The organism is Gardnerella sp. 26-12, assembly GCF_001660745.1.
Classification (GTDB): Bacteria; Actinomycetota; Actinomycetes; order Actinomycetales; family Bifidobacteriaceae; genus Bifidobacterium; species Bifidobacterium swidsinskii.
The window spans coordinates 1-18131 of sequence record NZ_LWSR01000090.1; the positions used below are offsets into that span (position 1 = coordinate 1).

At 49.1% G+C, this 18131-nt stretch carries 30 protein-coding genes; all 30 read left to right on the top strand.

Annotated elements, in window-relative coordinates; translation table 11 throughout:
- Positions 1-211 precede the first annotated feature (211 nt).
- The 30 genes from adhE (at position 212) to rplQ (ending at position 18035) form a co-directional block, all read left to right on the top strand.
- Entirely contained in the window at positions 212-2917 is a 2706-nt protein-coding gene (gene adhE / locus A5295_RS04785) for a bifunctional acetaldehyde-CoA/alcohol dehydrogenase (RefSeq protein WP_064621936.1), read from the top strand.
- Between the two features lie 324 nt (positions 2918-3241).
- Positions 3242-3550, top strand: a complete 309-nt coding sequence (rpsJ, locus tag A5295_RS04790) for a 30S ribosomal protein S10 (protein WP_003808013.1) — start codon at positions 3242-3244, stop codon at positions 3548-3550.
- Between the two features lie 16 nt (positions 3551-3566).
- Positions 3567-4217, top strand: a complete 651-nt coding sequence (gene rplC / locus A5295_RS04795; protein ID WP_004105519.1) for a 50S ribosomal protein L3 — start codon at positions 3567-3569, stop codon at positions 4215-4217.
- A gap of 5 nt (positions 4218-4222) precedes the next feature.
- On the top strand, positions 4223-4888 hold the full coding sequence (rplD, locus tag A5295_RS04800) for a 50S ribosomal protein L4 (RefSeq protein ID WP_012913826.1): 666 nt from the start codon (positions 4223-4225) through the stop codon (positions 4886-4888).
- A gap of 5 nt (positions 4889-4893) precedes the next feature.
- Complete coding sequence (rplW, locus tag A5295_RS04805) at positions 4894-5190, top strand: 50S ribosomal protein L23 (RefSeq protein ID WP_064621937.1); 297 nt, start codon at positions 4894-4896, stop codon at positions 5188-5190.
- A gap of 34 nt (positions 5191-5224) precedes the next feature.
- Entirely contained in the window at positions 5225-6055 is an 831-nt protein-coding gene (gene rplB / locus A5295_RS04810) for a 50S ribosomal protein L2 (RefSeq protein WP_004574091.1), read from the top strand.
- Between the two features lie 15 nt (positions 6056-6070).
- The gene (gene rpsS, locus A5295_RS04815) at positions 6071-6349 is read left to right on the top strand and encodes a 30S ribosomal protein S19 (RefSeq protein ID WP_004114357.1); all 279 of its coding nucleotides are present in this window, start codon (positions 6071-6073) and stop codon (positions 6347-6349) included.
- A gap of 16 nt (positions 6350-6365) precedes the next feature.
- The gene (gene rplV, locus A5295_RS04820; RefSeq protein WP_004105510.1) at positions 6366-6725 is read left to right on the top strand and encodes a 50S ribosomal protein L22; all 360 of its coding nucleotides are present in this window, start codon (positions 6366-6368) and stop codon (positions 6723-6725) included.
- Positions 6726-6727: 2 nt separating this feature from the next.
- Positions 6728-7546 carry a 30S ribosomal protein S3 gene (gene rpsC / locus A5295_RS04825; protein WP_004574090.1) on the top strand — a complete coding sequence of 273 codons (819 nt, stop codon included), beginning with the start codon at positions 6728-6730 and terminating at the stop codon, positions 7544-7546.
- A gap of 4 nt (positions 7547-7550) precedes the next feature.
- Positions 7551-7970, top strand: coding sequence for a 50S ribosomal protein L16 (gene rplP / locus A5295_RS04830; RefSeq protein ID WP_004109684.1), 420 nt, complete (start codon positions 7551-7553; stop codon positions 7968-7970).
- Positions 7970-8221: a 50S ribosomal protein L29 gene (gene rpmC / locus A5295_RS04835; RefSeq protein ID WP_004105502.1), complete on the top strand. Its 252-nt coding sequence runs from the start codon at positions 7970-7972 to the stop codon at positions 8219-8221. Before rplP ends, rpmC begins: the two co-directional genes overlap by 1 nt.
- A gap of 2 nt (positions 8222-8223) precedes the next feature.
- Positions 8224-8490, top strand: a complete 267-nt coding sequence (gene rpsQ, locus A5295_RS04840; RefSeq protein WP_004114365.1) for a 30S ribosomal protein S17 — start codon at positions 8224-8226, stop codon at positions 8488-8490.
- Positions 8491-8580: 90 nt separating this feature from the next.
- On the top strand, positions 8581-8949 hold the full coding sequence (rplN, locus tag A5295_RS04845) for a 50S ribosomal protein L14 (RefSeq protein WP_004574089.1): 369 nt from the start codon (positions 8581-8583) through the stop codon (positions 8947-8949).
- Between the two features lies 1 nt (position 8950).
- Positions 8951-9286 (top strand): 50S ribosomal protein L24, encoded by a 336-nt coding sequence (gene rplX / locus A5295_RS04850; protein WP_012913827.1) that lies wholly within the window; start codon positions 8951-8953, stop codon positions 9284-9286.
- Positions 9283-9855: a 50S ribosomal protein L5 gene (gene rplE / locus A5295_RS04855; protein WP_004109679.1), complete on the top strand. Its 573-nt coding sequence runs from the start codon at positions 9283-9285 to the stop codon at positions 9853-9855. Before rplX ends, rplE begins: the two co-directional genes overlap by 4 nt.
- Before the next feature lies 1 nt (position 9856).
- A complete protein-coding gene (locus A5295_RS04860; RefSeq protein WP_003808046.1) occupies positions 9857-10042 on the top strand; it encodes a type Z 30S ribosomal protein S14 in 186 nt (61 codons plus the stop codon).
- 86 nt (positions 10043-10128) lie between these two features.
- Complete coding sequence (gene rpsH / locus A5295_RS04865) at positions 10129-10527, top strand: 30S ribosomal protein S8 (RefSeq protein WP_004105495.1); 399 nt, start codon at positions 10129-10131, stop codon at positions 10525-10527.
- 16 nt (positions 10528-10543) lie between these two features.
- Entirely contained in the window at positions 10544-11083 is a 540-nt protein-coding gene (gene rplF / locus A5295_RS04870; RefSeq protein WP_004109673.1) for a 50S ribosomal protein L6, read from the top strand.
- Position 11084: 1 nt separating this feature from the next.
- The gene (gene rplR / locus A5295_RS04875) at positions 11085-11456 is read left to right on the top strand and encodes a 50S ribosomal protein L18 (RefSeq protein WP_004109670.1); all 372 of its coding nucleotides are present in this window, start codon (positions 11085-11087) and stop codon (positions 11454-11456) included.
- The gene (gene rpsE, locus A5295_RS04880) at positions 11453-12181 is read left to right on the top strand and encodes a 30S ribosomal protein S5 (protein ID WP_004574087.1); all 729 of its coding nucleotides are present in this window, start codon (positions 11453-11455) and stop codon (positions 12179-12181) included. The genes rplR and rpsE overlap by 4 nt, the downstream gene beginning before the upstream one ends.
- On the top strand, positions 12181-12363 hold the full coding sequence (gene rpmD / locus A5295_RS04885) for a 50S ribosomal protein L30 (RefSeq protein WP_004105491.1): 183 nt from the start codon (positions 12181-12183) through the stop codon (positions 12361-12363). The genes rpsE and rpmD overlap by 1 nt, the downstream gene beginning before the upstream one ends.
- A 2-nt stretch (positions 12364-12365) precedes the next feature.
- Positions 12366-12821: a 50S ribosomal protein L15 gene (rplO, locus tag A5295_RS04890; RefSeq protein WP_004105490.1), complete on the top strand. Its 456-nt coding sequence runs from the start codon at positions 12366-12368 to the stop codon at positions 12819-12821.
- A gap of 195 nt (positions 12822-13016) precedes the next feature.
- On the top strand, positions 13017-14360 hold the full coding sequence (gene secY, locus A5295_RS04895) for a preprotein translocase subunit SecY (RefSeq protein ID WP_004574086.1): 1344 nt from the start codon (positions 13017-13019) through the stop codon (positions 14358-14360).
- Between the two features lie 28 nt (positions 14361-14388).
- Positions 14389-14949: an adenylate kinase gene (locus tag A5295_RS04900; RefSeq protein ID WP_012913828.1), complete on the top strand. Its 561-nt coding sequence runs from the start codon at positions 14389-14391 to the stop codon at positions 14947-14949.
- A gap of 142 nt (positions 14950-15091) precedes the next feature.
- Positions 15092-15310 carry a translation initiation factor IF-1 gene (gene infA, locus A5295_RS04905; protein WP_004105485.1) on the top strand — a complete coding sequence of 73 codons (219 nt, stop codon included), beginning with the start codon at positions 15092-15094 and terminating at the stop codon, positions 15308-15310.
- Between the two features lie 20 nt (positions 15311-15330).
- Entirely contained in the window at positions 15331-15444 is a 114-nt protein-coding gene (gene rpmJ, locus A5295_RS06225; protein ID WP_003842636.1) for a 50S ribosomal protein L36, read from the top strand.
- A 144-nt stretch (positions 15445-15588) separates the two neighbouring features.
- Positions 15589-15966, top strand: coding sequence for a 30S ribosomal protein S13 (rpsM, locus tag A5295_RS04910; protein ID WP_004105472.1), 378 nt, complete (start codon positions 15589-15591; stop codon positions 15964-15966).
- An 83-nt stretch (positions 15967-16049) separates the two neighbouring features.
- A complete protein-coding gene (gene rpsK, locus A5295_RS04915) occupies positions 16050-16448 on the top strand; it encodes a 30S ribosomal protein S11 (RefSeq protein WP_064621938.1) in 399 nt (132 codons plus the stop codon).
- Between the two features lie 79 nt (positions 16449-16527).
- Positions 16528-17523 (top strand): DNA-directed RNA polymerase subunit alpha, encoded by a 996-nt coding sequence (locus A5295_RS04920; RefSeq protein ID WP_004574084.1) that lies wholly within the window; start codon positions 16528-16530, stop codon positions 17521-17523.
- A 77-nt stretch (positions 17524-17600) separates the two neighbouring features.
- Positions 17601-18035 (top strand): 50S ribosomal protein L17, encoded by a 435-nt coding sequence (gene rplQ, locus A5295_RS04925; protein WP_004129014.1) that lies wholly within the window; start codon positions 17601-17603, stop codon positions 18033-18035.
- Positions 18036-18131 lie beyond the last annotated feature (96 nt).

Sequence of the window (18131 nt, forward strand, 5' to 3'; positions counted from 1 at the left end):
ATTAATCGAACATAAATCATTACAAAAAAGAACAAATAACGAACAATAGAGGATAAAGCTCGCTCATAAATAGCGCAACTCGCTTCAAAGATGCGAAAGTACAGCAAAGAGACTAAATTGTGACTTGTATCACATATTTAGCGGTGAATACTAAATTAGTTTGTTCATAAGTCTATTGATACCGCTGGTGGAACTATCGAGGAGGATACTCATGGTTGAGGCACAACACCAAGCCGAAACTGGCAAAACTGCTAGTGCTGATGACATTGCGTTAGCTGCTCAAAATGAAGTTGATAAACTTGTTGAAAAAGCAACTGTCGCTTTGAATGAGTTTGAGAAGCTTAATCAGCAGCAAATTGATCATATTGTTGCTAAAGCTTCAGTGGCAGCGTTGAATAAACATTTGGTTCTTGCAAAGATGGCTGTTGATGAAACAGGTCGTGGTTTAGTAGAAGATAAAGCTACAAAAAATATCTTTGCATGCGAACATATTACGCATTATCTAGCAGGTCAAAAAACAGTTGGTATTATTCGCGAGGACGATGTTCTCGGAATTGACGAAATAGCTGAACCGGTTGGTATTGTTGCAGGCGTCACTCCAGTTACAAACCCAACTTCTACAGCTATTTTTAAGTCGCTTATTGCACTTAAGACTCGTTGCCCAATTATTTTTGGATTCCATCCTTTCGCGCAAAAGTGCTCTTCTGAAGCAGCTCGAATTGTTCGCGATGCTGCTGTGGCTGCAGGCGCGCCAAAAGATTGCATTCAGTGGATTGAGCATCCTTCAATTGAAGCTACTGGTGCATTGATGAAACATCCAAAGATCGCAACTATTCTTGCAACAGGCGGTCCTGGAATGGTTAAGGCGGCGTATTCTTCAGGAAAACCTGCTCTTGGTGTTGGTGCTGGAAATGCTCCTGCATATGTCGATAGTGATGTTGATATTGTGCGTGCTGCAAACGATTTGATTCTTTCAAAGCATTTTGATTACGGAATGATTTGTGCAACAGAGCAAGCAATTATTGCGCATAAGGATGTATATGAGCCATTGCTTCGCGAATTGAAGCACAGGAAAGCATATTTTGTTAACGCTGACGAAAAAGCTAAGCTTGAACAATATATGTTTGGATGCACTGCATATTCTGGAAATACGCCAAAACTTAATTCTGTTGTTCCTGGTAAGTCTCCGCAATATATTGCGCACGAAGCTGGATTTGAAATTCCAGAAGATGCTGTGATTTTGGTTGCAGAGTGCAAAGAAGTTGGCGAAATGGAGCCGCTTACTATGGAAAAGCTCGCTCCTGTACACGCAATGCTTCGCGCAGAAAATAAGGAACAAGGCTTCAAGATGTGTGAACAGATGCTTGTGCATGGAGCTGGTCACACTGCTGTAATTCACACAAATAATCAAGATCTTGTGCGCGAATATGGTGTTCGTATGCATGCTTGCAGAATTGTTTGGAATTCTCCTGGATCTCTTGGTGGCGTTGGAGACATTTACAACGCGATTGCTCCTTCGCTTACTCTTGGATGCGGATCTTATGGTGGAAATTCCGTTTCTGGCAACGTACAAGCTATAAATCTTCTTAATATTAAGCGTATTGCACGAAGGAATAATAATATGCAATGGTTCAAGATTCCGGCTAAAACTTATTTTGAGCCGAATGCTATTCGTTATTTGAGGGATATGTATGGCGTTGAGCGCGCAGTTATTGTGTGCGATAAGGTTATGGAGCAACTTGGCGTAGTCGATAAGATTGTTGATCAGCTTCGTGCTCGAGATAATCGCGTTAGCTTCCGTATTATTGATTACGTTGAGCCTGAGCCAAGCGTTGAAACAGTTGAGCGTGGCGCCGCAATGATGCGTGACGAATTCCAGCCAGACACAATTATTGCTGTTGGTGGCGGTTCTCCAATGGATGCTTCTAAGATTATGTGGCTTATGTATGAGCATCCGGAGATTTCTTTCGCTGATTTGCGAGAAAAGTTCTTCGATATTCGTAAGCGCGCATTTAAGATTCCGCCTCTTGGTAGCAAAGCTAAGCTTATTTGCATACCAACTTCTTCCGGAACTGGTTCTGAAGTTACGCCTTACGCTGTTATTACAGATCACAAGACTGGATACAAGTATCCTATTACGGATTACGCTTTGACTCCAACGGTCGCAATAGTCGATCCTGTTTTGGCTCGTACTCAGCCGCGTCGATTGGCGTGCGATTCTGGTTTTGATGCTTTAACTCATGCTATGGAAGCTTATGTTTCTGTTTACGCAAATGATTTTACGGATGCTATGGCTTTGCACGCTTCGAAACTTATTTGGGAAAATCTCAACGATTCTGTGAATTGTGAAGATTCTCAGCGCAAGATTGAAGCAAAAGAAAAAATGCATAATGCAGCTACTATGGCTGGAATGGCGTTTGGTTCTGCATTCTTAGGAATGTGCCACGCTATGGCTCATACTATTGGTGCTTTGTGCCACGTTGTACACGGTCATACGAACGCAATTTTGCTGCCTTACGTTATTCGCTATAACGGTCAAATTCCGCAAGAGCCAACTAGCTGGCCAAAGTACAACCGCTATATTGCTCTTGAGAGGTATCAGGAGATCGCTAAGAATCTTGGTGTAGATCCTGGTAAAACTCCTGAAGAAGGCGTTGAAAATCTTGCTCGTGCTGTTGAAGAGTATCGAAATGAAAAGCTTGGCATGGACGCTTCGTTTAAGGCTTGTGGCGTAGACGAAGCGTACTACTGGTCGATACTTGACAATATTGGCATGCGTGCTTACGAAGATCAGTGTGCGCCTGCAAATCCTCGTATTCCGCAAATTGAGGATATGAAGGATATTGCTATTGCCGCATATTATGGTGTTTCTCAAGAAGAAGGTCATCGCATGCGTTTGGAGCGTGAAGCGGCGTAATTTATTTGCATATCTAGTTAATAATGGCAGAAGCTCAACTAATTGTAGTTTCTGCCATTTTTTGTTGGAAAATAGCCGACACGCCCGGTTTTTAATAATCGAAGGTTGATGGTTTAATTACTTAGTTGCCTGTTTTAAGGCTCGCATATTGTAATTAAAAAAAGCGAGCGCGGAAGCAAAAACTTTGAATCGAAATTTTTTTTGTATGAATAGGTTTCTGATGCCGCGCACTGATGTGGAATTACCCTAGGGGTTTATTCTCGCCGGTGCCCTTGAATTCAGGTTGGTAAACAGTAAACGAATCGCTAGAAAGGGCGGACGGCAATGGCGGGACAGAAAATCCGCATCAGGCTTAAGTCCTATGACCATGAGGTCATCGACCAATCGGCGAAGAAAATCGTCGAGACGGTGACGAACGCGGGCGCCACAGTGGTGGGTCCGGTTCCTCTGCCGACCGAGAAGAACGTGTTTGTTGTTATCCGTTCTCCTCATAAATACAAGGATTCTCGCGAGCATTTCGAGATGCGCACTCATAAGCGTCTCATTGACATCGTAGATCCAACGCCAAAGGCTGTGGATTCTTTGATGCACATTGACCTGCCTGCGGATGTAAACATCGAGATCAAGCTGTAGGAAGGGGGAGAAAGTAATGTCGCAGAATAAGAATCGCACTGCATTGCTCGGCCGCAAGCTGGGTATGTCGCAGGTTTGGGATGAAAACGGCTTCTTCGTCCCCGTAACTCTGGTTGAAGTTGCTACTAACGTAGTTACCGCTGTAAAGACTGTAGAGTCTGACGGTTATTGCGCAGTACAGCTCGGTTACGGCCAGATTGATCCTACCAAGGTGACTAAGCCATTGGCTGGTCATTTTGCAAAGGCTGGTGTAACTCCTCGTCGTCACCTCGCTGAGGTGCGCACCGAGAACGCGGCAGATTATCAGCCAGGTCAGGAATTGACTGCTGAATTGTTCGCTGAGGGTTCTGAAGTAGATGTCACTGGCACTACCAAGGGTAAGGGTTTTGCTGGCACTATCAAGCGTTGGGGCTTCAAGTCCTATCGTCGTACTCACGGCTCGCACAAGAACGAACGTCGCCCAGGTTCTGTGGGCGCTTGCGCAACTCCAAGCCGCATTTTGAAGGGCAAGCGTATGGCTGGTCGCATGGGTCATGTGACTTCCACCGCGCTTAACCTCACCATCGTTTCTTCGGATGTCGAGAACGGCATTCTCGCTATTAAGGGCGCTGTTCCAGGTCCTAAGGGCGCAATCGTTCTCGTCCGTTCGGCAGTGAAGGGAGCCTGATAATTATGGCAAACGTAACTCTGAACGTCACTGATACTAAGGGCAATGCAAACGGAACCGTTGAAGCTCCTGCTGAAATTTTCGGCATCTCCAACGAAGACGTTTTAGCTCACGGTCCACTGGTTCATCAGGTCGTAATCGCTCAGCTTGCTGCTGCTCGTCAGGGCACCCATGCTGTGAAGAATCGTGCTAATGTTTCCGGCGGCGGTAAGAAGCCATGGAAGCAGAAGGGCACCGGTCGTGCTCGCCAGGGTTCCATTCGTGCTCCTCAGTGGGTACATGGTGGCGTTGTTCACGGTCCAGTTCCTCGTAAGTACGATCAGCGTACCCCGAAGAAGATGAAGGCAGCTGCTCTTCGCTACGTTCTTTCGGATCGTGCAAATGCTGGACGTATTGCTGTAGTTGACTTTGGTATTAAGGATGTTCCATCCACCAAGACAGCTGTTGCAGCACTTACTCCTGTGACCAATAACCAATTCACTACTGTTGTTCTTTCTCGTGAGAACATCAATGAGTGGATGTCTGTACGCAACATTCCAACTGTTCACGTGATCTTCGCTGATCAGCTCAACACTTACGATGTTGTTACAGCTCAGTACGTCGTCTTCTCCAAGGAAGGCTTCGAAGCCTTCGTTGCTGCTAAGACCGAGCCTGTCGTTAAGGAGGCCTGATTTAAATGGTCGCAGTCCATAACCCAGTACATGACGTAATTCTTAAGCCAGTTGTTTCTGAAAAAAGTTACGCAGCTTCTGATCGTGGTCAGTACACTTTCGTAGTGGCTCCAGATGCTAACAAGGTTCAGATCAAGCAGGCTATCGAAGAAATCTTCAAGGTCAAGGTGACAAACGTTAACACTTTGAACCGCGCTGGCAAGTTGAAGCGCTCTCGCACCGGTTTCGGCCGTCGTGTGAACCAGAAGCGTGCTATTGTCACCGTGGCTGAAGGTCAAACGATTGACATCTTTGGTAACTGAAGGCTAGCCGAGAAAAGTAAAGGAATACTATATTATGGCTATCCGCGTTTATAAGCCGACGACTGCAGGCCGTCGCAACGCTTCGGTTTCGGATTTTGCCGAGATCACGCGTTCTACGCCTGAAAAGTCGCTGGTACGCAAACTCAGCAAGACTGGTGGTCGTAACTCTTACGGCCGCATGACTTCTCGCCATCGCGGCGGTGGTCACAAGCGTCAGTATCGTCTCATCGACTTCAAGCGTTGGGACAAGGATGGCGTGCCAGCAAAGGTCGCTCATATTGAGTATGACCCTAACCGTTCCGCTCGCATCGCTTTGTTGCATTACGCAGACGGTGAGAAGCGTTACATTATCGCTCCTGAAGGCGTTGCCCAGGGTGATGTTATTGAGACCGGCGCTCAGGCTGATATTAAGCCAGGCAACAACCTGCCTCTGAAGAATATCCCAACTGGTACCGTGGTTCACGCAATTGAGCTTCGTCCACTTGGTGGTGCGAAGATTGCTCGTTCCGCTGGTGCTGCTGTTCAGCTCGTCGCTAAGGATGGTGCTTATGCGCAGTTGCGTATGCCATCTGGCGAAATTCGTAACGTGGACGCTCGTTGCCGCGCTACTGTTGGCGAAGTAGGTAATTCCGATCACGCCAATATCGAGCTTGGTAAGGCAGGTCGCGCACGTTGGCTTGGTCGTAGACCAATCACCCGAGGCGAATCCATGAACCCTGTGGACCATCCACATGGTGGTCGCACCCGTGGTGGTAAGCCACCAGTTTCTCCATGGGGCAAGGGCGAGGTTCGTACACGTCGTCCAAAGAAGGCTTCGAACAAGATGATTGTTCGTCGTCGCCCGAATGGTAAGAACCGCAAGTAAGGGAGTGTCGAATAGATGACTCGTAGCATCAAGAAGGGCCCTTTCGTCGACGCCCACTTGCAGAAGAAAGTCGACGAGCAAAACGACAAGGGTACGCACAATGTCATTAAGACTTGGTCGCGTCGTTCGATGATCACTCCTGATTTCATTGGACACACCTTTGCCGTACATGATGGCCGCAAGCATGTGCCGGTATTCGTTACCGAAGCCATGGTTGGTCATAAGCTCGGTGAGTTCGCCCCGACCAAGACCTTTAAGGGTCATGTGAAGGACGACAAAAAGGCACGCCGCTAAAGGAGAGTTAGGACACATGGAAGCTAAAGCAATCGCTCGTCACGTTCGCGTGACGCCGCGCAAGGCTCGCCGCATGGTCGACCTCATCCGAGGCAAGCGTGCAAGCGAAGCTATTACCATTTTGAAGTTTGCTCCTCAGGACGCATCATTGCCGGTGCGCAAGGTTCTTGAAAGCGCGATTGCTAACGCTCGCGTTAAGGCTGAAAAAGCCGGTGAACCATTCCGTGAGCAGGACTTGGTCATCAAGGAAACCTATGTGGACGAGGGTGTAACGCTTAAGCGTTTCCGTGCTCGTGCACAGGGTCGCGCTGCGCGCATTAACAAGCGCACAAGCCATATCACTGTTATCGTCTCGCTTAAGGAAGGAGCCCGCTAAAGATGGGTCAGAAGATCAATCCTTTCGGCTATCGCCTGGGCATCACCGAGAATCATCGCTCTAAGTGGTTCTCTGACTCCAACAAAGCTGGCGAGCGTTATCGTGACTTCGTCCTTGAGGATGACAAGATTCGCAAGGAAATGAGCCATGACCTCGAGCGTGCTGGCGTATCTCGTATCGTTATCGAGCGCACTCGTGATCGCGTTCGTGTAGATATTCACACTGCTCGTCCGGGTATTATCATCGGTCGTCGTGGCGCTGAAGCTGAGCGTGTTCGCGCAAAGCTCGAGAAGCTCACAGGCAAGCAAGTACAGCTCAACATCTTCGAAGTGAAGAACGCTGCACTTGACGCTCAGTTGGTTGCTCAGGGAATTGCTGAGCAGTTGACAAACCGTGTTACATTCCGTCGTGCTATGCGTAAGGCACAGCAAGATGCAATGCGTGCAGGTGCCAAGGGTATCCGTATCAAGCTCTCCGGTCGCCTTGGTGGTGCCGAAATGAGCCGCTCTGAGTTCTATCGCGAGGGTCGCGTTCCACTGCAGACCCTTCGTGCCTTGATTGATTACGGCTTCTTTGAAGCTAAGACCACATACGGTCGTATCGGCGTAAAGGTCTGGATCTACAAGGGTGATATGACCGAGCGTGAGTTCGAAGAGCAGCAGGCTCAGCAGGGTAAGCGTGAAGGTCGTCGTGGTGGCGATCGTCGTCCACGTCGTGGCGCACGTCCTGCTAACCAGCAGAAGGCTGCTGAAGCACAGGCTGAAAAGCCAGCTGAAGCTGCAGCTGCTGAAGCTCCTGCCGCAACGGAAACGAAGGAGTGAGCAGATGCTTATCCCAAAGAGGACTAAATATCGTAAGCAGCACCGTCCTACCCGTAGCGGCATGTCTAAGGGTGGCACCGAGATCGCTTTCGGCGATTTTGGTATTCAGGCGCTGGCTCCGGCTTACATCACTAACCGACAGATCGAGGCAGCTCGTATCGCAATGACTCGCTACATTAAGCGTGGCGGTCGTGTGTGGATTACGATCTTCCCAGATCGTCCATTAACCAAGCACCCGCTTGGTGCGCGAATGGGTTCCGGTAAGGGTGCTCCAGAATTCTGGATTGCCAACATCCACCCAGGACGCGTAATGTTCGAGATCGGTGGTGTTTCTGAGGACATCGCTCGCGAGGCTTTGCGCCGCGCTATCGATAAGCTCCCAATGAAATGCCGTGTTATTGCGCGTGAAGGCGGTGACATCTGATGCCAGTCGGAACTGCAGACTACACCATCAAGAATTTGAACGAGAAGACAAATGCTGAGATTGAAGGCTTCTTGAAGAAGTCTAAGGAAGAGCTATTTAACTTGCGCTTCCAGGCAGCAACTGGTCAACTCGAAAACAGCGCTCGCCTCAAGGCGGTCAAGCACGACATTGCCAGGATGTATACTATCCTGCGTGAGCGTGAACTCGGCATCAGCCAAGAGCCTGGCGCCACTGAGGTCAAGGAGAAGTAAGCATGGCTGAGAACCAAGAGCGCAACTTCCGCAAGGTTCGTCGCGGCTACGTCGTGTCCGAGGCCATGGACAAGACAATCGCCGTTGAGCTGGAGCAGCGTTCGACACACCCGCTTTACGGTAAAGTCGTTCGCTCCACCCGCAAGGTCAAAGCCCATGATGAACACAATGAGGCACATATTGGCGACCTCGTGAGTATTATGGAAACTCGGCCACTGAGCAAGACCAAGCGTTGGCGTCTCGACTCGATTATCGAGCGCGCCAAGTAAACAAGTTCGGCAAGGCTCCGCGCTTCACCTGTGTCTGCTAATGTGTAGACACAGGTGAGTGGGGAGAACCAGCTCGGCTAAGGAGAATCAATGATTCAGCAGGAAACGCGGCTTCATGTCGCCGACAACACGGGTGCTAAGGAGTTACTTGCCATCCGCGTGCTCGGTGGATCGAAGCGACGCTATGCCGGCATCGGCGACATCATCGTCGCCTCCGTCAAGGACGCGATCCCTGGCGGGTCGGTCAAGAAAGGCGACGTAGTTAAGGCTGTCGTCGTCCGTACTGTCAAGGAGCATCGCCGTGTCGATGGTTCCTATATTAAGTTCGATGAGAACGCCGCCGTAATTCTCGGCTCCGGTCGTGAACCAAAAGGCACTCGTATCTTCGGACCAGTCGGTCGTGAATTGCGTGATCAGCGCTTCATGAAGATTGTGTCCCTTGCTCCGGAGGTGATCTGATATGGTAGCCAAGATTAAGTCCGGCGACCAGGTGAAGGTCATTCGCGGCAAGGATCGCGGTAAGGAAGGCAAAGTAGTTCGTGTACTAGCCGATGACCGTTTGATTGTAGAAGGCGTTCAGATCGTTAAGAAGCACGTTCGCGCCACCCAGCAGGGTCAGCAGGCGGGCATTGTTTCGGTTGAGGCTCCAATCCATCGCTCTAATGTGATGGTTATTGATCCAGAGACCAAGCAGCCTACACGCGTTGGCGTGATTGTTAAGCAAGAGGCTCGTGACGGCAAGGTTAAGACCGTGCGCGTGCGTGTCGCCAAGAAGTCCGGAAAGGAGCTGGCATGACCGATACTACAGTTGAGTTGCCGGCAACTCCGCGCTTAAAGCAACAATACAAGGATGAAATCGTACCAGCCTTGGAGAAAGAATTCGGCCACACTAATCCTATGCAGGTGGCTCGCGTGCAGAAGGTTGTCGTCTCTATGGGTGTCGGCGCTGCAGCTCGTGATTCTAAGCTCATTGAAGGTGCGATTAAGGATCTCACTTTGATTGCCGGCCAGAAGCCAAAGGTAACTAAGGCAAAGAAGTCTGTCGCTCAGTTCCATTTGCGCGAAGGTCAGGCTATCGGTGCTTACGTAACTCTTCGTGGCGATCGTATGTGGGAATTCTTGGATCGTTTGCTCACTCTGGCTTTGCCTCGTATCCGCGATTTCCGTGGTATCAATGGCAACCAGTTTGACGGTCAGGGTAATTACAACTTTGGTCTTACGGAACAGTCTATGTTCCATGAGATTGATCCTGACTCGATTGATCATCAGCGTGGTATGGACATCACCGTGGTGACTACCACCAAGGACGATGTGGAGGCCAAGTCTTTGCTTAAGCACCTCGGTTTCCCATTCAAGGAGAACTGAAATGGCAAAAACCGCTCTGAAAAACAAGGCGGCCGCCAAGCCGAAGTTCAAGGTACGCGCTTATACGCGTTGCCAGGTTTGTGGTCGTCCTCACTCCGTGTATCGCAAGTTCGGTCTGTGCCGCATCTGCCTTCGTGAGAAGGCTCATCGCGGTGAGTTGCCGGGTGTTACGAAGTCCAGTTGGTAAATATCGACGCTGAAGGTCCACTGCTTGAAGACAAAGTTCTCATATAGAGGCGGTGGAAACCACGGCGAGAAAGGGCGTTAGCCCACATGACAATGACAGATCCAATCGCAGACATGTTGACACGTCTGCGTAATGCGAGCGCGGCAAAGCACGATACCGTGGAAATGCCGTACTCCAAATTCAAGGCGAATATCGCCGAGATTCTGAAGCACGAAGGCTATATTAAGGACTTCGCTGCTAAGGAAGCTAAGGTTGGACAGACGTTGGAAATTACGTTGAAGTATGGCTCCAATGGCCAGCGTTCTATCCAAGGCATCAAGCGCATTTCTAAGCCAGGCTTGCGTCGTTACGCAAAGTCTGATGCTTTGCCAATGCCTCTTGGTGGCCTCGGTATTGCTATTATCTCGACCAGCTCGGGATTGTTGACTCAGAAGGAATGCCTCGATCGAGGCATTGGCGGCGAAATCGTCGCCTACGTATGGTGAGAAAGGAGAGCTGAAGATGGCATCGCATATTGGTAAGCTCCCCGTCGACATTCCTGCAGGCGTGGAAGTAAAGATTGAAGGTCAGTCCTTCAGCGTCAAAGGCGCTAAGGGTTCTGATTCTTATGAAATTCCAGAGGGAATCACCGCAGCAGTCGCTGACAATCAGATTGTTCTGACTCCAGTTGACGATTTGCGTCCAACTCGTGCAAAGCATGGTTTGGCTCGCGCAATTGTTGCTTCTATGGTGAAGGGTGTACATGAAGGCTACACCAAGACTTTGGATATTGTCGGTACCGGTTATCGTGCAGTGATGAAGGGCAAGGGCATTGAGTTCTCGCTCGGTTATTCTCACACTATTACCGTTCAACCACCGGCAGGTATTGAGTTCGAGTTGCCAAATCCTAACCAGGTAATCGTAAAGGGCACCGATAAGCAGACTGTTGGTCAGGTTGCTGCTAACATTCGTAAGCTTCGTGCTCCAGAACCTTACAAGGGTAAGGGTATTAAGTACACCGATGAACGTATCCTGCGCAAGGCTGGAAAGGCTGGTAAGTGATATGAGCGTTAAGATTTTCGGTAAGGGTACCAAAGTCGCACGTTTGCGTCGTCACGCCCGTCTTCGTAAGCACATTGCCGGCACATCTGAACGTCCTCGTTTAGTTGTTTCCCGTTCTAACCGTCATATGGTTGCTCAGATTGTGGATGATACCAAGGGAATTACTTTGGTAAGTGCTTCCACTTTGACTGCTGACTTCGCTGGTTTCACTGGCACGAAGACTGAAGCTGCAACCAAGGTTGGCGAATTAGTAGCGGCTAAGGCGAAGGAAGCGGGTATCACCGCTGTAGTCTTCGACCGTGGCGGTAACAAATATCATGGTCGCGTCGCAGCAGTGGCTGAAGGCGCCCGTCAGGGAGGTCTGGCACTGTGAGCGACAACGAAAAGGAAACCCAAGTGGCTGAAGAAACTCAGAACACTCAGGCATCCGCTGAGGAGCGTAACGATGATCGTCGTTCTCGCCGTAACAAGGGCGAGGGTAAACGCGGCGAACGTCGTAATCGTCGTGAAGAAAACCGTGGCGAAGAGCTTCTGGATCGCGTAGTTACTATTAACCGTGTTTCCAAGACCCACAAGGGTGGTCGTACCTTTAGCTTTGCAGCACTTGTTGTTGTTGGCGACGGTAAGGGCACTGTTGGTGTTGGTTACGGCAAGTCTCGCGAAGTTCCAGCTGCTATTGCTAAGGGTCAGCTTGACGCTAAGAAGCATATGTTCACTGTTCCACGCATTCGTGGCACCGTCACTCATCCAGTGCTCGGTCACGATGCTGCTGGTACTGTGTTGCTCCGTCCAGCTGCTCCAGGTACTGGTGTAATTGCTGGTGGTGCTGTACGCGCTGTTATGGAATGCGCCGGCATTACGGACATCCTCACCAAGTCCATGGGCTCTGCAACTGCTGTAAACGTAGTGCGTGCTACTGTGGACGCTTTGAAGAAGCTCGAAGAGCCAGAAGAGATTTCTGCTCGTCGTGGTCTTTCTCTTGAGGAAGTCGCTCCTGATGCTTTGCTCCGTGAGCGTGCTGCCGGCATTGCCGAAGCTCGCAAGGCTCGCGAAGAAGCTCAGGCCGCCAAGGCATCTGAAGCAAAGGATGGTGAGTGATGTCAAATTTGAAGATCACTCTGGTGCATGGTTTAGTTCATACAACTGAGCGCCAGCGCGCGAATGTTCATACGCTCGGCCTTCATAAGATTGGTCACAGCGTAGTTCGCGAGGACACCCCCGTCAATCGTGGCTTGGTTATGGCCGTTCGCCACTTGGTGAGCGTCGAGGAGGTCGACTGATTATGGCTAACGAAGAACCAATGCTGCATATGCACACGTTGCGCCCAGCTCCAGGAGCTAAGAAGGATCGCATCCGTGTAGGTCGTGGTGAAGGCTCTAAGGGTAAGACCTCAGGTCGTGGTGATAAGGGCACAAAGAAGCGTTATCAGGTTCGTCCTGGCTTCGAAGGTGGTCAGCTCCCACTGTACATGCGCTTGCCTAAGTTGCGTGGCTTCAAGAGTCCTTTCAAGAAGGAATTCCAAGTCGTCAACGTTGCAGATCTTGCTGAACTTTTCCCAAAGGGTGGCGAGGTTACTGTAGCTGACCTTATTACTAAGGGCGCTGTACGTGATGGCTATCCTGTAAAAGTTCTTGGTGATGGTGAATTGACTGTTGCCTTGACTCTTAAGGGTATGAAGGCTTCTGCTTCTGCTAAGGCAAAGGTTGAGGCTGCCGGCGGCTCCATCAGCGAAGAGTAGTTAAAGGCTACTTAAAGCTTGATGCAGTTATAAATCTGTGATAGTCCCTCTAGCATTGTCTAGAGGGACTATTTTTATCACCAAAACTCACCAATAACCTATTTCAGTAGGTACCGTGGGTTAAACTATCGTCTCAGAGTTTGTTTTTTGCACTGTTGCGCCTAGGAGTGCGCGAAAAAAGGGAGGAAGACCCAGGTGAAAACGTTAATCCAGGCCTTCAGGACGAAGGAGTTGAGGAACAAGATCCTCTTCGTCTTCGCTATGATAATTATTTATCGTATTGGTTCATTTATTCCGATTCCGGGTGTGGACTATAAAGTTGTGCACGCTTGCACTGTTAAATTAGCTTCATCGAGCGAGAACTTTATTGGGTTAGTTAACTTGTTCTCAGGTGGCTCGCTGTTGCAGCTTTCTATTTTTGCTTTGGGTGTTATGCCTTACATCACTGCTTCCATTGTGATTCAGCTTTTGCGCGTGGTTATTCCTCGCTTCGAAGCTCTTCATAAGGAAGGTCAGTCTGGAGAAACAAAGCTTACGCAGTACACGCGTTACCTAACTATTGGATTGGCAATTTTGCAATCTACTACGATTTTGGTAACAGCACGTACGGGTGCTTTGTTTAATTATCAGTGCGGAAATAATATTATTCCAGACGGAAGCATGTGGAGCCTTATTGTCATGGTTTTGATCATGACTGGCGGCACTGGTCTTATTATGTGGATGGCAGAACTCATTACCGATAAGGGTATCGGTCAAGGCATGTCTGTCTTAATCTTTATGTCTATTTGCTCTGGCTTCTTGCCAAAGCTTTGGGAGATTGGTTGGGGAACCAACGGTTCTAATGGCGATTGGAATAAGTTCGCTATTGTTGGTGGCGTTTTGATTGTTATCCTCATATTTGTTGACTTTGTTGAGCTTGCTCAGCGTCGTATTCCTGTGCAGTATACGCGTCGCATGATTGGCCGAAAAATGTATGGCGGCTCTTCGACTTATTTGCCATTAAAGGTAAATATGAGTGGTGTTATTCCACCAATCTTTGCTTCGTCAATTCTTGCTGTTCCTACTCTTATTGCTCAGTTTGGAGATAAGAGCAAGGCTTGGGTGAATTGGATTGAAGCTAATTTGGCTAATTCCACTTCTGCTTGGTATATTGCGTTTTACACAGTAATGATTGTGTTCTTCTGCTTCTTCTACACAGAGATTACTTTTAATCCTGATGAGACTGCAGATAACATGAAAGAGTATGGTGGCTTCATACCAGGCATTCGCGCTGGTAGTGCTACAAGTCATTATCTTAGCTATGTTATGAATAGGTTGAATACTGTCGGTGCTATTTATTTGCTCTTTGTTGCATTGATTCCTACCGTTTTGATTATGGCTTTGCATTTGAATACAAAATTGCCATTTGGTGGTACAACAATTTTGATTATTGCTGGCGTTGGTTTGGATACGTTGCGTCAAGCAAAGGCTCAGACTGAACAATTCCAGTATGCTGGTTTCTTGTTCAAGCATGATGAGCAAAAGCAAGTATCTAAGTAACTACAGTTAGCGAGCTAAGGAGATGAATATGCGATTACTAATTATGGGTCCACAGGGCGTTGGAAAAGGCACTCAGGCCGCTTTGTTAAGTGAGCATTATGGCATTCCAGCGATTTCTACTGGTGATATTTTCCGCTATAACCTTAAGAATCATACTGAGCTTGGAAAACAGGTTCAGGGATATCTTGACAAGGGCGAGTTGGTTCCAGATGAGCTGACTAACAGCATTGTTAAGGATCGTCTTGCTCAGGACGATGCAAAGAGCGGCTGGATTCTCGACGGTTATCCTCGCAACGCTTCTCAGGTTCAAGCTTTGGATCGTATGTTGGAAGAGCTTGGCACTCCTCTCGATCACGTTGTGGCTCTCGAGGCTGAGCGCGATGTTTTGCTCGAACGCATGCAAAAGCGTGCAGTGGAGCAAGGTCGTTCTGACGATACTCCAGAAGTAATTGCTAAGCGTTTAGAAACGTATGAGAAGGAAACAGCTCCATTGCTTGATATCTATGATAGCCGCGGTCAGTTGGTTGAAGTAGATGGCGTTGGAGATATTAAGGAAATCAATAATCGCATTGTTGAATCACTTAATTAAGTAGTGCGTTTTTAAATTTAAAAAGTAAAATGCGTTCTGTTCGACACGCCGAGTGTTGAATGGGACGCATTTACTGTATTATAAAAGATTGGCGTGTCTTCGGATGCGCAAAGTAGTATGCCCAAGGAACGGAACGAGGCTCATGGCAAAAGACGGTGTGATTGAAGTCGAAGGCACGGTAGTAGAAGCACTACCAAATGCGATGTTTCGCGTTCAGCTTGAGAATGAGCACATTGTTTTAGCTACGATCTCTGGTAAGATGCGTAAAAATTATATTCGCATTCTTCCTCAGGATCGTGTAGTGCTAGAGATGAGCCCTTACGATCTGAATCGTGGGCGTATTACGTACCGTTATAAGTAAGGTACAAGCAAAGGAAAACCATGAAGGTCAGCCCTAGCGTGAAGAGGATCTGCGAAAACTGCCGCGTGATCCGCCGTCACGGCCGCGTCATGGTGATCTGCATTAACCCACGTCATAAGCAGCGTCAGGGCTGAGCAGATTTCCATCGCGGAATACAAAGAATAAGGCGCTAAGTCACAGCAGAAGCTGAACCCTGGGTGCGCAGGCCCAGGCCGCATTTAATTTCTATTAATGCGGAAGACTTGGTGCACGACCTGCGTAACAGTAAAGGAATTACAATGGCACGTCTTGCCGGAGTAGATATTCCCAATGAGAAGCGCATTGAGATTGCCCTCACCTACATTTTTGGTGTTGGTCGTACTCGCGCTAAGGAAACGCTTGCCGCGACCGGTGTTAATCCGGACACTCGCGTCAAGGATCTTACGGATGAACAGCTGATCACCTTGCGTGATTATCTTGAGGCCAATTACAAGATTGAAGGCGATTTGCGTCGTGAGATTGACGCTGACATCCGTCGTAAGATTCAGATCAACTGCTATCAAGGCCAGCGTCATCGCAAGGGTCTTCCTGTGCGTGGTCAGCGTACTAAGACTAATGCTCGTACTCGCAAGGGTCCGAAGCGTACTGTCGCCGGGAAGAAGAAGGCCACCCGATAGTAGTCGGTGGTCGGCTCTAGGCCACGGATATATTTCCATCGTCTAGACATACCAACTCATTCGTCATTAGGAAACGAGGGTCAATGGCAGCTGCAAAGCAAGCCTCGCGCAAGCCGCGTCGCCGGGACCGCAAGTCGGTGCCGGTTGGGCAGGCGCATATTAAATCAACATTCAATAACACGATTATCTCCATTACCGATCCATCCGGTGCAGTCCTTTCTTGGGCTTCCGGCGGTGATGTCGGCTTTAAGGGTTCCCGTAAGTCGACTCCTTACGCTGCAGGTTTGGCTGCTGAGTCTGCTGCACGCAAGGCAATGGAGCATGGCCTCAAGAAGGTCGACGTGTTTGTTAAGGGTCCAGGTTCCGGTCGTGAAACCGCTATCCGTTCCCTCCAGTCCGCGGGTCTCGAAGTTGGTTCTATTACCGACGTTACCCCACAAGCGCATAACGGCGTACGCCCACCAAAGCGTCGCCGCGTCTGAGCACTCTTACGAATCCATCCATCCAACCCGCTTATGGGCGGCGAGTGCACCACCGACCAGAAGCTGAAAGGATACCAAAGTGCTTATCGCACAGCGTCCGACACTTACCGAGGAATCACTGAATCCCCAGCGTTCTCGCTTTACTATTGAACCGCTGGAACCAGGTTTTGGCTACACTCTCGGCAATTCGCTGCGTCGTACCTTGTTAAGCTCTATTCCAGGTGCTGCCGTTACTTCGGTTCGCATCTCTGGAGCTTTGCATGAGTTTACGACTCTGCCAGGTGTTGAAGAAGATGTCACTGAAATTCTGCTGAACATCAAGGGCATCGTGCTCACGAGTGAGTACGACGAGCCTGTAGTGATGTATTTGCGCAAGAATGGTAAAGGTGAGGCCACTGCTGGAGATATTACTCCTCCAGCCGGTGTTACTATTGCTAATCCTGACTTGCATATTGCTACACTCGCAGAAGATGGTGAACTTGAAATTGAGTTTACTGTTGAACGCGGTCGCGGCTACGTGCCAGCTCAGATGAACAAGCAGGAGAACAGCGAAATCGGCCGCATTCCTGTGGATTCGATCTACTCACCAGTTTTGAAGGTGAGCTATAAGGTCGAAGCTACCCGCGTGGAACAGCGCACGGACTTCGATAAGCTCATCCTGGATGTGGAAACCAAGCCAGCTATTACACCGCGTGATGCAGTTGCATCTGCAGGCTCGACTTTAGTTGAGCTTTTCGGTCTTTGCCGTGAGCTTAACGTTGATGCTGAAGGTGTTGAAGTTGGTCCAGCGCCAACTCATGATGAAGCTGATTCTCAGTTGGCTATACCGATTGAAGATATGAATTTTACTCAGCGTAGCTATAATTGCTTGAAACGTGAGGGTATTCATACAGTCGGCGAACTGGTAGTTCACACTGAGCAGGATTTGCTCGATATTCGTAATTTCGGCATGAAATCCATCGATGAAGTTAAAGAGAAGTTGCAGGCAATGGGTCTGTCTTTGAAGGCTTCACCGATTGGCTTCGACGCCAATAATCTCGAAGGTGGCACTTTCTTCTCGCCTGAAGACGAGTAAGTTCCGCCTGCAATCGTCGTAACGTTCGGATGTTCGGGTTGATGCCCACCTGAACGATGCGACAATAAGGAGTAATAATGCCTACACCGAAACAAGGCCCTCGTCTGGCTTCTAGCCCGGCTCATGAGCGCCTGATGCTGGCCAATATGGCGACCAGCCTCTTCCAGCACGGTCGTATCGTAACGACGTTGCCAAAGGCAAAGCGTCTTCGTCCGCTTGCTGAGCGTTTGATTTCGTTCGCTAAGCGTGGCGATTTGCATTCGCGTCGTCGTGTGTTGCGTGTAATTCGCAACAAGTCCGTGGTTCACGTGCTTTTCACTCAGATTGCTGAGCAGATGAAGCAGCGTGAAGGTGGTTACACACGTATCGTGAAGATTGCTCCACGTCGTGGTGATACCGCTCCTCAGGCAATTATTGAGCTCGTAACTGAGCCAGTAAGCCCAAAGAAGGCTGTTGTGAAGGAAGCTGAAGCAGCTACCAAGGTTGCAGCTAAAGAAGAAGCTGCCGAGTAGTCAGCATTTCAGCTTTACGCATCGGTAAAGTAAATCTTAAAGTTAAGCGTAAAATCGCTTCTTGAAGAATTGCTAAAACGAGTCGAGGATTTCCTG

Coding starts and splice junctions, on each gene's coding strand:
- adhE (WP_064621936.1), top strand. CDS start 212: ATGGTTGAGGCACAACACCAAGCCGAAACTGGCAAAACTGCTAGTGCT.
- rpsJ (WP_003808013.1), top strand. CDS start 3,242: ATGGCGGGACAGAAAATCCGCATCAGGCTTAAGTCCTATGACCATGAG.
- rplC (WP_004105519.1), top strand. CDS start 3,567: ATGTCGCAGAATAAGAATCGCACTGCATTGCTCGGCCGCAAGCTGGGT.
- rplD (WP_012913826.1), top strand. CDS start 4,223: ATGGCAAACGTAACTCTGAACGTCACTGATACTAAGGGCAATGCAAAC.
- rplW (WP_064621937.1), top strand. CDS start 4,894: ATGGTCGCAGTCCATAACCCAGTACATGACGTAATTCTTAAGCCAGTT.
- rplB (WP_004574091.1), top strand. CDS start 5,225: ATGGCTATCCGCGTTTATAAGCCGACGACTGCAGGCCGTCGCAACGCT.
- rpsS (WP_004114357.1), top strand. CDS start 6,071: ATGACTCGTAGCATCAAGAAGGGCCCTTTCGTCGACGCCCACTTGCAG.
- rplV (WP_004105510.1), top strand. CDS start 6,366: ATGGAAGCTAAAGCAATCGCTCGTCACGTTCGCGTGACGCCGCGCAAG.
- rpsC (WP_004574090.1), top strand. CDS start 6,728: ATGGGTCAGAAGATCAATCCTTTCGGCTATCGCCTGGGCATCACCGAG.
- rplP (WP_004109684.1), top strand. CDS start 7,551: ATGCTTATCCCAAAGAGGACTAAATATCGTAAGCAGCACCGTCCTACC.
- rpmC (WP_004105502.1), top strand. CDS start 7,970: ATGCCAGTCGGAACTGCAGACTACACCATCAAGAATTTGAACGAGAAG.
- rpsQ (WP_004114365.1), top strand. CDS start 8,224: ATGGCTGAGAACCAAGAGCGCAACTTCCGCAAGGTTCGTCGCGGCTAC.
- rplN (WP_004574089.1), top strand. CDS start 8,581: ATGATTCAGCAGGAAACGCGGCTTCATGTCGCCGACAACACGGGTGCT.
- rplX (WP_012913827.1), top strand. CDS start 8,951: ATGGTAGCCAAGATTAAGTCCGGCGACCAGGTGAAGGTCATTCGCGGC.
- rplE (WP_004109679.1), top strand. CDS start 9,283: ATGACCGATACTACAGTTGAGTTGCCGGCAACTCCGCGCTTAAAGCAA.
- A5295_RS04860 (WP_003808046.1), top strand. CDS start 9,857: ATGGCAAAAACCGCTCTGAAAAACAAGGCGGCCGCCAAGCCGAAGTTC.
- rpsH (WP_004105495.1), top strand. CDS start 10,129: ATGACAATGACAGATCCAATCGCAGACATGTTGACACGTCTGCGTAAT.
- rplF (WP_004109673.1), top strand. CDS start 10,544: ATGGCATCGCATATTGGTAAGCTCCCCGTCGACATTCCTGCAGGCGTG.
- rplR (WP_004109670.1), top strand. CDS start 11,085: ATGAGCGTTAAGATTTTCGGTAAGGGTACCAAAGTCGCACGTTTGCGT.
- rpmD (WP_004105491.1), top strand. CDS start 12,181: ATGTCAAATTTGAAGATCACTCTGGTGCATGGTTTAGTTCATACAACT.
- rplO (WP_004105490.1), top strand. CDS start 12,366: ATGGCTAACGAAGAACCAATGCTGCATATGCACACGTTGCGCCCAGCT.
- A5295_RS04900 (WP_012913828.1), top strand. CDS start 14,389: ATGCGATTACTAATTATGGGTCCACAGGGCGTTGGAAAAGGCACTCAG.
- infA (WP_004105485.1), top strand. CDS start 15,092: ATGGCAAAAGACGGTGTGATTGAAGTCGAAGGCACGGTAGTAGAAGCA.
- rpmJ (WP_003842636.1), top strand. CDS start 15,331: ATGAAGGTCAGCCCTAGCGTGAAGAGGATCTGCGAAAACTGCCGCGTG.
- rpsM (WP_004105472.1), top strand. CDS start 15,589: ATGGCACGTCTTGCCGGAGTAGATATTCCCAATGAGAAGCGCATTGAG.
- rpsK (WP_064621938.1), top strand. CDS start 16,050: ATGGCAGCTGCAAAGCAAGCCTCGCGCAAGCCGCGTCGCCGGGACCGC.
- rplQ (WP_004129014.1), top strand. CDS start 17,601: ATGCCTACACCGAAACAAGGCCCTCGTCTGGCTTCTAGCCCGGCTCAT.